The 13,476-nt window shown below is 65.4% G+C and carries 9 protein-coding genes and 1 pseudogene; 4 read left to right on the top strand and 6 right to left on the bottom strand.

Annotated elements, in window-relative coordinates:
* Positions 1-5 precede the first annotated feature (5 nt).
* Both FNL56_RS05280 and hemC read right to left on the bottom strand, forming a co-directional pair.
* Positions 6-959, bottom strand: a complete 954-nt coding sequence (locus FNL56_RS05280; RefSeq protein WP_143571863.1) for an IS110 family transposase — start codon at positions 957-959, stop codon at positions 6-8.
* A gap of 290 nt (positions 960-1,249) precedes the next feature.
* Positions 1,250-2,221, bottom strand: coding sequence for a hydroxymethylbilane synthase (gene hemC / locus FNL56_RS05275; protein WP_210245511.1), 972 nt, complete (start codon positions 2,219-2,221; stop codon positions 1,250-1,252).
* 166 nt (positions 2,222-2,387) lie between these two features.
* Between hemC and FNL56_RS05270 the strand changes: the two genes are divergently transcribed.
* The 3 genes from FNL56_RS05270 to FNL56_RS05260 are packed head-to-tail and all read left to right on the top strand — an operon-like array spanning position 2,388 to position 5,764.
* Positions 2,388-3,701: a DUF3422 family protein gene (locus tag FNL56_RS05270; RefSeq protein ID WP_143571861.1), complete on the top strand. Its 1,314-nt coding sequence runs from the start codon at positions 2,388-2,390 to the stop codon at positions 3,699-3,701.
* Between the two features lie 27 nt (positions 3,702-3,728).
* Positions 3,729-5,255, top strand: coding sequence for an alpha/beta hydrolase (locus tag FNL56_RS05265; protein ID WP_143571860.1), 1,527 nt, complete (start codon positions 3,729-3,731; stop codon positions 5,253-5,255).
* Between the two features lie 11 nt (positions 5,256-5,266).
* Positions 5,267-5,764, top strand: a complete 498-nt coding sequence (locus FNL56_RS05260; RefSeq protein ID WP_143571859.1) for a DUF427 domain-containing protein — start codon at positions 5,267-5,269, stop codon at positions 5,762-5,764.
* Positions 5,765-5,785: 21 nt separating this feature from the next.
* Here FNL56_RS05260 and FNL56_RS05255 read toward each other — a convergent pair whose 3' ends face one another.
* Both FNL56_RS05255 and FNL56_RS05250 read right to left on the bottom strand, forming a co-directional pair.
* Positions 5,786-6,898 carry an NADH:flavin oxidoreductase/NADH oxidase gene (locus tag FNL56_RS05255; RefSeq protein WP_143571858.1) on the bottom strand — a complete coding sequence of 371 codons (1,113 nt, stop codon included), beginning with the start codon at positions 6,896-6,898 and terminating at the stop codon, positions 5,786-5,788.
* A gap of 222 nt (positions 6,899-7,120) precedes the next feature.
* Complete coding sequence (locus tag FNL56_RS05250) at positions 7,121-7,465, bottom strand: hypothetical protein (protein WP_143571857.1); 345 nt, start codon at positions 7,463-7,465, stop codon at positions 7,121-7,123.
* Between the two features lie 339 nt (positions 7,466-7,804).
* On the opposite strand from FNL56_RS05250, the gene FNL56_RS05245 reads away from it, so the two are divergent.
* Complete coding sequence (locus FNL56_RS05245; protein ID WP_143577575.1) at positions 7,805-9,604, top strand: carbamoyltransferase family protein; 1,800 nt, start codon at positions 7,805-7,807, stop codon at positions 9,602-9,604.
* A gap of 68 nt (positions 9,605-9,672) precedes the next feature.
* Here FNL56_RS05245 and FNL56_RS05240 read toward each other — a convergent pair.
* Both FNL56_RS05240 and FNL56_RS05235 read right to left on the bottom strand, forming a co-directional pair.
* Positions 9,673-11,364, bottom strand: a pseudogene (locus FNL56_RS05240) (methyl-accepting chemotaxis protein).
* Positions 11,365-11,705: 341 nt separating this feature from the next.
* Complete coding sequence (locus tag FNL56_RS05235; RefSeq protein WP_143571854.1) at positions 11,706-13,397, bottom strand: methyl-accepting chemotaxis protein; 1,692 nt, start codon at positions 13,395-13,397, stop codon at positions 11,706-11,708.
* Between the last annotated feature and the right edge of the window lie 79 nt (positions 13,398-13,476).

Genomic DNA, 13,476 nt, shown 5'->3' with positions numbered 1-13,476 from the left:
AACCATTAAAGCGCGGCCTGCTTTTCAACCCATGGCGTGCCGCGCTCGACGACGGTGTTGGCGTAGATGAGGAGCTTGCGAGCGCAGGCGATGAGCGCCTCGTTGTGGGCCTTGCCGCGGGCTTTCAGGCGCTCGTAGAGCGCGCACAGGGCCTTGTTCCAGCGGAACGAGGCCGGCAGCGCCGCAGCAAACAGCGAGCGACGCAGGCGGCTTCGACCACCTGCAATGTGGCGCTGCCCCCTATGCTTGCCGCTGTCATCGTCGAACGGCGCAAGGCCGGCAAGAGCTGCCGCCTTCTCCCGGCTGATTTGGCCGAGCTCAGGCATGCGGATGATCAGCGCCAGCGCAGTCCGCTCGCCGATGCCGGGGACGCTGAGCACCAGATCGAGGCGCCGCGCCAGATCCGGATGGTCGCGCAGTTGGCCCGCGATTCGTAGGAGTTCGGTGGCTCGGCGCGCCTTCAGCCGATCGATGTCGTTGAGGACCAGACGCCGCCGTCGTGGCTCGTCGATATGTTCGAGCCGAGTCTTGAGGCGGACCATGTCTTCCTCGATCTGTTCGACGAAGGTCAGGTGATCTGCCAGCTCCGTGAGCCTTGGATCCGCGTCGACAGATGGAGGATCGAGCACCGCCGCGCAGGCGGCGACCAGCACGGCATCCAGGGCGTCGTTCTTGGCGCGCCGCAGATGCAGCCTGGCAAAGTTCTTGACCTGGATCGGCTGCAGCACCAGCACGACGAAGCCTTTGGTGCGCAAATGCGTAACCACGCCACGTTCATAACCACCGGTGGCCTCGATACCGACTTTGGTGACGCCTGCCTTACCGAGATCGGCCGCCAACTGCCGCCATCCCGCCGCTACGTTGGGCACCTGCCATCGCTGCTCCCGGCCATGCACCGCAATGTCGAGCTTGTCTTTGGCCGTATCGATGCCGGCCGTTTCCGTGTTATTGTTCGTCATCTTCGTCGACCCCTGCCTTGTGAAGCGAACCAACTTGTTCCGGCAACCATCCGGGTCCGATGAAGGAGCTGGCGCGATCCCGCTACGGGGCAGTCTCAGACGACTCAGGGCGGATACGATCCGATCGCCAGCCGCTCTGCCGCGGATGGCCGTCCGCGGCAGAGCATTCCTCTCGGAACGAGCTGACAATATCCCGATTTGCTATTACAAGGGCGGGTTAGCCGAAGGCGTAATCCGCCGCCCAACCGCATGGCGGCGCAATACGCTGCGCTATTGCGCCCTACGCATAGTCAGTACTCCGGCCGGCTGCGCTCGATGATGTCGCCGGCGCCTTTGTCGAGCAGCTCCAGCCCGACGGCGCGGCCGAGTTCGCGGGGGCGGTCGGACGGGCCAATGCGGGTCACTTCGATGAAATGGCCGCCGGCCTCGTCGAGCACCGAAGCGGTCATCGCCATCTCCGTGCCGTTGATCATCGAATAGGCCGCGATCGGCGAATTGCAGTGGCCGTTCAGCACCCACAGCACCTCGCGCTCGGCGTCGCAGGACAGGTGCGCGGCGGGATCGTCGATCCCGGCGAGATAGCGCCGCGTCTCCCAGTCATTCACCGCGCATTCCACCGCGACGATGCCCTGCCCGGCCGACGGCAACATTTCGGCAGTGGAGAAATCGCAGACGATACGATCCGCGAGCCCGACGCGCTGCAGCCCGGAGCGCGCCATGATCAGCGCGTCGGCCGGGCCGACCTCGCCGCCGCCGGGCAGCCGCTGCATCTCGCGCTGGTCGAGCTTTCGAACGCGGGTATCTGCCGCACCGCGGAAATGGATCACCTCGATCGCCGGAAACAGCCGGCGGATATAGGCCGCGCGCCGGACCGCGTTGGTGCCGATCTTGTAGCCTTCGCCGCGGCTGCGCTGCAGATCCTCCAGCGTGACACCTTCGCGCAGCACCAGCGCGTCCGTCGGCGGGTCGCGGCGCAGCGTGGCGGCGATCACCAGCCCCGGCGTGTCCTCGTTGCCCGGCATGTCCTTCAGCGAATGCATCGCAGCATGCAGCCGGCCGGCGCGGACCGCATTGCGTATCTCACCGACGAAGGCGCCGCCCTTGCCGCCGTGGCGCAGCAAATTGCTGGTCTGGTCGCGGTCGCCGACCGGCTCGAACTTGACGATCTCGACGTCCAGTTCAGGGGTCGCCGCGACCAGTTGGCGCGCGATTTCCTCGGTCTGCGCCAGCGCCATGACACTTTTGCGCGTGCCGATACGCATCGAAACTGTCAACCGCACGCTCCTGCCACACGCCACCCCTGTGGCGATTCCCGGCAGCTTAAGACCACCGCGCGCCGGAATGCAATGATCCACCGCACGCCGATGGACCTCGCTTCTGTAGCACCGCAATGCTAGTTATCGACACGGACAACTAAGGTGATGGACCATGCGGGCGGAGGTTCTGATCGGCGACCAAGATGCCGCGCGGCTAGTGCCGCATCCGTTGCGGGCCGCCATTCTGGGCGAGTTGCACGCCCGGCCGTTCACCGCCATCGCGGTGCCCTCCCGGGTCGTGCATTTTGCCTTCGACACCTCCGGGCCGCAGGCCCAGGCCGACCGCGCCCATCTGCTGGCGCTGCTCGATGCGCGCGGGCTAAAGCCGCCGGCCGTGGGCGAAAAGCATCATCGGGTGGCGTTCGGCACCACCATCCTGCGCTGGGAACAGCACTCCGAATTCACCACCTATACCTGGGAAATGCCGGCCGATCCCGGCGGCATCCCGTTCCACCCCGACGTCGGCTCGCTAACCTCGCCGATGCGGCTGCTGCCTCAACCAGGGCCCCTGCTGGTGGCGATCGACCTGCATCTGCTGGCGGACGACCCGCCGCGCACCGCGCCGGAGCGGCTGTTCGACCGCGCCAGCCTGGCGGTGGCGGAAAATTCCGACGGGGCAGCGATCTATGCCACCGATTTCCAGCCCGGCCCGTCGGGCTTCGTGCGGATCCTGGTGATAGATCGCGGCATGCCGGCAGAGCGCGCCGGCGCGCTGGTGCAGCGCGTGCTGGAGATCGAGACCTACCGCACTTTGGCGCTGCTCGGCCTGCCGGAAGCGCAACGGCTGGCGCCCTCGGTGGCGGATGGCGAGCGCCGGCTGGTCGAGGTCACCGAGGCGATGCGAAACGCCGGCGACCTGGCCAGCAATCACCGCCTGCTCAACGAGCTGACGGCGCTGGCCGCCGAGGTCGAGGCGGGGGCTGCGGCCTCCGTGTTCCGCTTCGGCGCCAGCCGCGCCTATGAGGAGATCGTGGAGCAACGGCTGCAGACGGTGGGCGAGCGCAAGGTCGGCGGGCTGCCGACCTGGTCGTCGTTCCTGGCCCGCCGCATGAAGCCGGCGCTGCGCACCTGCGTCACCATCGAGAACCGGCAATCCAGCCTGTCGCTGAAACTCGCCCGCGCCGCCAATTTGCTGCGCACCCGTGTCGACGTCGAACTGGAGCAGCAGAACCAGGAGCTGCTGAAATCGATGAACGCCCGCACCCGGCTGCAATTGCGGCTGCAGACCACGGTGGAGGGGCTGTCGGTGGCGGCGATCACCTATTATGTGGTCAGCCTGTTCAGCTACATCGCCAAGGCGGCCCATGACAGCGGCCTGCCGGTGGAGCCGACCGTCGCCACCGCGGCGTTCGTCCCGGTGGCGGCACTCGCGATCTGGTGGACGGTGCGGAGCATCCGCCGCCGACATGTTTCAGGCGAAGACTGAGCCGGCCGCGTGCAGGGATCGCGACCGATGCGCCAGTCGATCCTTGTCCGTGGCCTTGTCGCCGTGCTGGCGATCGGCGCCATCGCGCTGGCGATCTCGCAGCTCCGCGGCGCCGCGCAGGGCCTGAGCATCACCCGAACCACGGTCGGTTCCACGCCGGTCACGCTGTTCCAGCCAGCCACGCCGGGCATAGCCCCGGTGGTCGTGATCGCCCATGGCTTCGCCGGCTCGCAGCAGTTGATGCAGCCTTTCGCGCTGACGCTCGCCCGCAACGGCTATCTCGCCGTCACCTTCGACTTCCTCGGCCATGGCCGCAATCCGCAGCCGATGCGCGGCGATATCACCGAAGGCACCGGCATCACCGCAGCCCTGCTGAAAGAACTCGGCGAGGTGGCAACCTACGCCCGCAGCCTGCCCGGCAGCGACGGGCGGCTCGCGGTGCTCGGCCATTCGATGGCGTCGGACATCGTGGTGCGCTATGCGCAGGCCACTCCGGACGTGCAGGCGACCGTCGCGGTGTCGGTGTTCTCAAAGGTCGCCACCGCGACCAGCCCGCGCAACCTCCTGGTGATCGTCGGCGCGCTGGAGCCTTCGATGCTGCGCGACGAAGGGCTGCGCATCGTCGGCCTCGCGACGGACGGAACGGCGGTCGCGGGCGAAAGCTATGGCAGCTTCAGCGCCGGGACCGCGCGAAAACTGGTGCTGGCCTCGGGCGTCGAACATATCGGCGTGCTGTACAGCGGCGACAGCCTGCAGGCGGCGTCGCGATGGCTGGATGCGGCGTTCGATCGCGCCGGCAGCGGCTTCATCGACAGCCGTGGCGTGTCGCTGGCGCTGCTGTTTGCCGGGCTGATCGCGCTGGCGTGGCCGCTGTCCGCGCTGCTGCCGCAGGTTGCTGCTGCGCCGGTCGGCAGCAGCCTTGGCTGGAAGCCGCTGCTGCTGGCCGCTCTGCTGCCGGCGCTACTGACGCCGCTCCTGCTGTGGAAGGCGCCGACCGACTTCCTGTCGATCCTGCTCGGCGACTACCTCGCGCTGCACTTCCTGGTCTACGGCGCGCTGACCGCCGCTCTGCTGCTGTGGCTGCGGCCACGCGGCCCCATGGCGGTCGCGGTTTCCCCGCGTGCCATCGCCATCGCTGCGTTGGCGGTGGCGGCCTATAATCTCCTCGCCTTCGGCCTGCCGATGGACGCCTATGTGTTTTCCTTCGCGCCGATCCCGGCGCGGTGGCCGGTGATGGCGGCGATTGCTTTGGGCGCGTTGCCCTATTTCATCGCCGACGAATGGCTGACGCGGGGCGCCAGCGTCCGGCGCGGCGCCTACGCCCTGACCAAATTTGCCTTTCTGCTGTCGCTGGCCATCGCCATCCTGCTCAATCCGATGAAACTGTTCTTTCTCGCCATCATCGTGCCGGCGATCCTGCTGTTGTTTTTCGCCTTCGGCCTGATCAGCCGATGGTGCTACTATGCGACTAACCACCCGCTGCCCGGCGCGCTGGCCAATGCCGCCATTTTCTCCTGGGCGATTGCGGTGACATTTCCGATGGTCGTCAGTTAACGGGAGCGCCCATGTTCAAACCGGTCCGCATCGAGCCCCTGCCCGGGCAGGAATCCGTCTGGGACTACCCGCGCCCGCCGCGGCTGGAGCCGGTCGCCGCGCGGCTGCGCATCGTGTTCAACGGCGAGACCCTGGCCGACACGACCGCCGGCTACCGCGTGCTGGAGACCAGCCATCCGCCGGTCTATTATTTGCCGCCGGCTGACGTGGCCCAGCAATATCTGGCCCGGGCGCCGGGCGGCTCGTGGTGCGAGTTCAAGGGCAAGGCGATCTACTGGTCGCTCGAAATCGACGGCCGGCGCGCCGACAATGTCGCCTGGAGCTATCCGTCGCCCACCGCGACATTCCAGCCGATCGCCGGTCATCTCGCCTTCTATGCCTCGAAGCTGGACGATTGCTTCGTCGGCGAGGAGCGCGTGCAGCCGCAGCAGGGCGATTTCTACGGCGGCTGGATCACGTCGAAAATCGTCGGCCCGTTCAAGGGCGGCGAAGGCACCCGCGCCTGGTAGGCCGCGGGTGCGCGCCGTCGGTCAGCGCCCGCCGAATTTGGTGTCGCCGAACAGCGCCTTCTGCGTCGAGGGCTGCGAGCGCCAATATTGCGGCGGGGCGTCCACCGTGCCGCCGAGTTCCGCGGCGGCGTGCCAGGGCCAGCGGGGGTCGTACAGCAGGCCGCGCGCCAGTGCGACGAAGTCGGCCTTGCCGGAGGCGACGATGTCCTCGGCCTGCTGCGGCTCGGTGATCAGCCCGACCGCCCAGACCGGCACGCCGGTGGCCTGCTTCACGGCCTCGGCGAACGGCACCTGATAGCCCGGCCCGATCGTGATCTTCTGCAGCGGCGAGACGCCGCCCGACGACACGTCGATCCAGTCGACACCGCGCTTCTTCAATTCGTTTGCAAGCACGATGGTCTGTGCGAGATCCCAGCCGCCCTCGACCCAGTCCGACGCCGAGACGCGGAAGCCGACCGGCTTGTGCGCCGGGAAGGCGGCCCGCACCGCGTCGAACACTTCGAGCGGGAAGCGCATGCGGTTTTCCAGCGAACCGCCATATTGATCGGTACGCTGGTTGGAGATCGGCGACAGGAACTGGTGCAGCAGGTAGCCGTGCGCGCCGTGCAGTTCGAGCGCGTCGATGCCGAGTCGCTCGGCGCGCTTCGCGGTGGCGACGAAGGCGTCGCGGATGCGGACCAGACCCGCGGCGTCGATCTCCTGCGGCGCCAGTTCGCCGGGCTTTTGCGGAATCGGTGACGGCGCCTGCGCGACCCAGCCGCCTTCGCCGAGCGGGATCTGCTGGCCGCCATCCCATGGGGCATGGCTCGAGGCCTTGCGGCCGGCATGGCCGATCTGCATCGCCACCGCGATTTTCGAATGTTTGCGGATCGCCGCGAGCACCGGCTTCAGCGCGGCTTCGGTCGCGTCGTCATACAGCCCGAGATCGCCCGGCGTGATGCGGCCGATCGACTCCACCGCGGTGGCCTCGAGGCACAGCAGGCTGGCGCCCGACAGCGCCAGCGTTCCCAGATGGATCATGTGCCAGTCGTTGGCGCAGCCATCGACCGCGGAATACTGGCACATCGGCGACACGACGATGCGATTGGGCAGCGTGAGGCCGCCCAGCGTGAACGGCGAAAACAGGGAACTCATGGATTTTCCAGACATGGCGGGGGAACGGCGCTCGACTGCCCGGCGACAGCAGGCGCGATGATGCAGGCGCATGATCCCCGATTGCCAAGCTGGCGTCAAACCGTCACCGCCGTGACACGCCGCGATTTTTTCATGATCGCAAGAAAGAGTGCGCCGGTTGCCCGGCGCACTCTTTCTCACATGGCTTGTCTTCTCAGGTCGCGTGCCGTCGCAAAGCCGGGTTTAATACGGGCAGACCACCCGGCCCCAGCGGCGGCTGAAATAGCAGCCAGGCGCGACGATGCGCGGACCGCCGTAGAAGCCATAGCCGCGACCGCGTCCATAGCCACCGCCCCGATAGCCGTAGCCACCACCCCGGAAGCCGCCGCCGCGACCGAAGCCACGACCACCGCCGCGTCCGCCGCCACCACCACCACGACCGCGCTGGGCATTGGCCGAGGTGCTGGTCGCCGTCAACATCACGGTGGAGGCGCCGATGATGCCGACGCAATAGACCGATATCAGCGCCATCGCCGCCAGGCAGCGGGTCACCATATTAGGGCGCTTGGTCGATGTTGTGTGAGCCATTCTTGGGATCTCCCAGTGTGTGGGAAGCGATCTTTGCGAGCTTCCAGTATCAATGATCAGTAGCCAAAGTGATCTTCAGCCGCGTTCAAATCGAAACAGCAATACGGCCGTCGCGTGGCGTCGCATCGATCTTTTGAGAATAAGATCAAGCCTGCACAGCGGTCAAGGCGCTTGCAGCGCAGACATCAGCGTAGAACCGGCGTGCCGTTCATCGGAGCTTCATGTTGCCCTGCACATTTTATCGTTGAATCTGTTCATCAACATGAACGGCATCGCCCTTGCGTGCGCAGCCGATCATTTCCGATACTCGTCACCCCGCGCCCTCGCAGAAGTTCACCCATGTCCACACCCAGATACGTCCTCGGCCTCAATACCTACGATCACGACGTCAGCGCCTGCCTGCTGCGCGACGGCGTCATCGTCTATGCGATCGAGAAGGAGCGCATCACCCGCGAGAAGCACGCCACCGGCTTCTACAAGGAGGTGATCGACTATTGCCTGGACGCCGAGGGCATCACGCTGAAAGACGTCGAGCTGGTGGTGAGCAATTGCTACATCCTGCCGGTGCCGGAGATGGAGGACCGGCTAGTCTACCAGGACATGTCGGGCTTCCTGCCGGAATACGAGCGGTCCGACGCGGTCAAGCATCCGCTGTATCGCGCGCGCGACAGGGTCGTGACGATCTCGCATCATCTCGCGCATGCCTATAGCGCGTTTGCGGTGTGCCCGTTCGACGAGGGCGCCATCATGATCGTCGACGGCGTCGGCAGCTACCGCGCCGACGCCATGGAGACCTGCCCCGACGACGACGACGGCTCGCAGCTGGCACGCGAATCCGAGAGCTACTACACTTTCAACGGCAGCCGGCTCGACTGCCTCAAGAAGGTCTGGATGGAGCCCGACCGCGGCTTCCTCAGCGACGAGTTCTACAACATGCCGGGCCTCGGCGCGCTGTACAGCCGTGCCTCGACCTATGTGTTCGGCGACTGGAACAAATGCGGCGAGTTGATGGGGCTGGCGCCCTATGGCCGCCGCGACGTCGTGCCGTCGCTGATGGAAATTGCCGACAACCGGCTCACCGTGCCGCGCTGGTCGCCGGCCTACAACCAGCCCTACGTGGCCGACAGCGACATCAAATGGGAGACGCATCCGTCGATGCGGCACTGGGAAGACCTCGCCTGGCGCGTGCAGGACGACACCGAAAAGGTGCTGCTGGCGCGCTCGCGCTGGCTGCGCGAGAGCACCGGCGCCCGCAATCTCTGCATCGCCGGCGGCGTGGCGCTGAACTGCGTCGCCAATGGCCGCATCGCGCGCGAGGCCGGCTTCGACCAGGTCTGGATCCAGCCCGCCGCCGGCGACAACGGCATCGCGATCGGCTGCGCCTATTACGGCTGGCTCGAAATACTGAAGCAGCCGCGCGGCTATGTGATGAAACACTCCTACACAGGCCGTACCTATCCCGATGCCGACGTCGAGACAGCAACGCAGCGCACGCTGGTGAAGGCCCAGACCCGGGCGGTGCGCAGCGACGACATCTGCCGCGATACCGCGAAATTGCTCGCCGACCAGCAGGTGATCGGCTGGTTTCAGGGCGGCTCGGAATTCGGCCCGCGCGCGCTCGGCAACCGCAGCCTGCTCGCCGACCCGTGCCGGCCGGAGATGAAGGACACGCTGAACTCTCGCGTCAAACACCGCCAGCCGTTTCGCCCGTTCGCACCGATCGTTCTCGCCGAGCGCGCGCATGAAATCTTCGAGGGCGAAGAAGACTCCCCCTTCATGCTGATCGCCAAGCCGGTACGCGCGGAGTGGCGCAACCGGATTCCGGCGATCGTGCATGTCGACGGCAGCGCGCGGGTGCAGACGGTGACGGAAGATACCAACCCGAAACTCTATCGGCTGCTGAAGGAGTTCGAGGCGCTGACCGGCGTGCCGGTGCTGCTCAACACCTCGTTCAACGTCAAGGGCGAGCCGATCGTCGAGACCCCGCGCGACGCGATGGCCTGTTTCCTGACCACCGGCATCGACCATCTGGTGCTGCACGACACGCTGGTATCGAAGACCCCGGCGCACCGCGTCGTGGCGCCCTTGGTAAAGACGTATATGGACGTCGCGACGCTGGTGCTGTCGAATGTGAAGTAGCTACGCGACCGCTTTTTCTTCCCCTCTCCCACCTGCGCAGCTTCGCTGCTTGGGGGAGAGGGAAAAAACTACGCCGCGCGCACCGCGCTCAGGAACTTGCCGACTTCCATCTTCAGCCGGTTGCTGTCGGAGGACAGCGACTGCGCCGCGGACAGCACCTGCGACGACGCAGAGCCGGTCTCGGACGCGCCGCGCTGTACGTCGGTGATGTTCACGCTGACCTGCATGGTACCGTGGGCGGCCTGCTGCACGTTGCGCGAGATCTCCTGCGTCGCGGCCCCCTGCTCTTCCACAGCCGACGCGATGGTCGATGAAATCTCCGACATCCGGCCGATGGTGTCGCCGATCTCGCGGATCGCGCCCACTGACTCCTGCGTCGCAGCCTGGATGTCGGTGATCTGCATGCCGATCTCGCCGGTGGCTTTCGCCGTCTGCTCGGCCAGCGCCTTTACCTCCGATGCCACGACAGCAAAGCCACGGCCCGCTTCGCCGGCGCGCGCGGCCTCGATGGTCGCGTTCAGCGCCAGCAGATTGGTCTGTCCGGCGATGGTGTTGATCAGTTCGACGACGTCGCCGATCCGCGCTGCGGCCTTGGCGAGTTCGCCGACGCGGTCGTTGGTCTTGCGCGCCTGCTCGACCGCCCGGCTGGCGATCGTCGCGGATTCCTGCACCTGACGGCTGATCTCGTTGACCGACGAGGCCATCTCCACGGTGGCGGAGGCCACCGACTGCACGTTGGTGGAAGCTTCTTCCGAGGCCGCAGCCACCGCGGTGGTCAATTGCTGCGAACGCTCCGCGGTGGCCGTGAGCGTGCCGGCCGAGGCTTCGAGTTCGGTCGAGGCCGACGACACGGTATCGACGATCTCGCCGATCATCGCCTCGAAATTGGCGGTGATGCCATCGACGCGACGGCCGCGTTCGATCTTGACTTCGGCATCGACCATTGCGGCCTGGTCGGCGGCGCGCTTGTCGATCAAAGCCTGCTTGAACAGCTGCAGCGCGTCGCCCATCGAGCCGATCTCGGTCTTCATGCCCTGGTGCGGCACCTCTGCCGAAAGATCACCGGCGCCGAGCGCCTGCATCGGCTTGACGATCGAGGCGATGCCCGAGGAGACGTCGCGAACCAGATAGATGCCGACGCCGATGCCGATCACCGCCGCTGCAACCAGAATGGCGGACATCAGCAGCACGGCCGAGCGGAAGTTTTCCGCGGCGGTTTTGCCTGCCGCAGCGGCCCCTCTATCATTGAATTCAATGTTCTGCTCCAGAATGGTGTCGGCAGCCTTCCCGATCTCATTGACCTTGGTCTTATTCAGGGTCTGCGCATCGTGAACGCCCTTGCCGACGCTGGCACGCGAGATCGCGATGACCTCCGCAGCACCCGCCATTTACTCGTCCCACTTCCTGCTCCAGGCATCATACAGAGCACGCTTCTCGGCCGAGGAAATGTATCTTTCGTATTTCTTGCGAGCATCGGCGATTTCCGTCACGGTCGTCGCCAGCCGTTTGTCCTGCGCTTCCTTATCGGCAGCCGTTTCACCCAGCATGTGCGCGCGGACCGTCGTGCGATACGTCATCGTGCCGGCCTGGACCGATCCCAGCGAGCGAACACTGGGCAGCCAGTTGTTCTGGATATCCTCGGTGCTGGCGTTGATCGCCAGCATCTTGCTGACCGCCAGAAGCCCCAATCCAGTCATGGTGACCAGCAAAAAGGCGATCACGACAGTGATCTTGGCACGAATGGAAAGGTTCGAAAGCATGCTGGAATCCTTCGGTCTTCGACCGTTGGCGCACATTCGCGGCGCGTGAACTAATTTTCTTGAAATCCTGTGTGGCAGAACCGACGGTCGCGTTTCGCCGTTCGACGTATGAATATGCGTGGAGAGCATTAAGAAGCGTTACTTAACGTAACGCTGATGTAATGAATTGGACTAACAGGTGGTACGTGAGAACCCAACCACACGGCCAGGCCGTTGACTGCGCAACGTCGCGGTTTTTGAAGTTTCCGGCGAGCACGCGCAAACCGATGAATGTCTTCCGCAAAGAAACATGCCCGGACAACGCCGGGCATGTCGAGATCAAGAGCGGCGAGTGCGTGAAGTTACGCCGCGCGCACCGCGCTCAGGAACTTGCTGACTTCCATCTTCAGCCGGTTGCTGTCGGAGGACAGCGACTGCGCCGCGGACAGCACCTGCGACGACGCCGAGCCGGTCTCGGACGCGCCACGCTGCACGTCGGTGATGTTGGCAGAGACCTGCATCGTGCCCTGCGCGGCCTGCTGCACGTTGCGGGAAATTTCCTGCGTCGCAGCCCCCTGCTCTTCCACAGCCGAGGCAATGGTTGAGGAAATCTCCGACATCCGGCCGATGGTGGTGCCGATCTCCTGAATCGCACTGACCGATTCCTGAGTCGCGGCCTGGATACCTGAGATCTGGGTGCTGATCTCGCCGGTGGCTTTCGCCGTCTGCTCGGCCAGCGCCTTTACCTCCGATGCCACGACGGCAAAGCCACGGCCCGCTTCGCCGGCGCGCGCGGCCTCGATGGTCGCGTTCAGCGCCAGCAGATTGGTCTGTCCGGCGATGGTGTTGATCAGTTCGACGACGTCGCCGATCCGCGCTGCGGCCTTGGCGAGTTCGCCGACGCGGTCGTTGGTCTTGCGCGCCTGCTCGACCGCCTGGCTGGCGATCGTCGCGGATTCCTGCACCTGACGGCTGATCTCGTTGACCGACGAGGCCATCTCCTCGGTGGCGGAGGCCACCGACTGCACGTTGGTGGAAGCTTCTTCCGAGGCCGCAGCCACCGCGGTGGTCAATTGCTGCGAACGCTCCGCGTTGGCCGTGAGCGTGCCGGCCGAGGCTTCGAGTTCGGTCGAGGCCGACGACACGGTATCGACGATCTCACCGATCATCGCCTCGAAATTGCTGGTGATGCCATCGACGCGACGTCCGCGTTCGATCTTGGCCTCGGCTTCCACCATCGCGGCCGCGTCCGCCGCCTTCTTGTCGATCAGGGCCTGCTTGAACACCTGAAGCGCGTCGCCCATCGAACCAATCTCGGTCTTGATGCCCTGATGCGGCACCTCTGCCGAAAGATCACCGGCACCGAGCGCCTGCATCGGCTTGACGATCGAGGCGATGCCCGAGGAGACGTCGCGCACCAGATAGATGCCGATGCCGATGCCGAGCACTGCAGAGATGCCGAGAATAACGGCGAGCAACATGAAGGCTGAATTGTATTCGTTGGTGGCGGCGTCGCCGGCTTTCTTGGCGCCCTTGTTGTTCAGCTCGACGTTGGTCTCCAGAAGTTTGTCCGCCGCCTCCCCCTGCGGGATTGCCTGCTCCTCGTTCAGCTTGATGGCCTCGCGCGGAAATCCACTGCCGGCACTGCGCGACAACGCCATGATCTGCTGAGCAATCGCCTTGTAGGCATCCCACTCCTTGGCCCAATTGGCGTAGGTCTCGCGCTCTTCGGCCGATCCGATCAACTTTTCATAGGCCTGCCTGGTCTTGTTGTTGCGCTGTACCTGCGCCTCGAGCCGCTGCTCTGCAGCGGCCTTGCCTTCGGCGGTCTCCGACAGCAGGTGGCCGCGCAGCACGCTGCGATAGTTCGTCACGCCGGTGCGCAATTCGCCCAGCGCCTGCACGCTCGGCAGCCAGATGCTCTGGATCTCAACCGCTCTGGCATTGATGCTCTGCATCCGGCTGACGGCGAGCAGACCCATGCCTGTCATGCCGAGAAGGAGAAGCGCAATGACGATCGTGATCTTGTTTCGGATGGAGAGTTGGGAGAGCATGATTCAATAGTCCCTCGGTTTTCGACCGTTGGCTGGTTGCGATCAATCTGGTTTTTCTAACTGGAGACGCTCGCCTGAA

Source organism: Tardiphaga sp. vice304 (genome assembly GCF_007018905.1).
In the GTDB taxonomy this organism is placed as follows: domain Bacteria; phylum Pseudomonadota; class Alphaproteobacteria; order Rhizobiales; family Xanthobacteraceae; genus Tardiphaga.
Note: the sequence above shows the minus strand (reverse complement) of the source record. Positions and strands in the feature narration are given on the sequence as shown.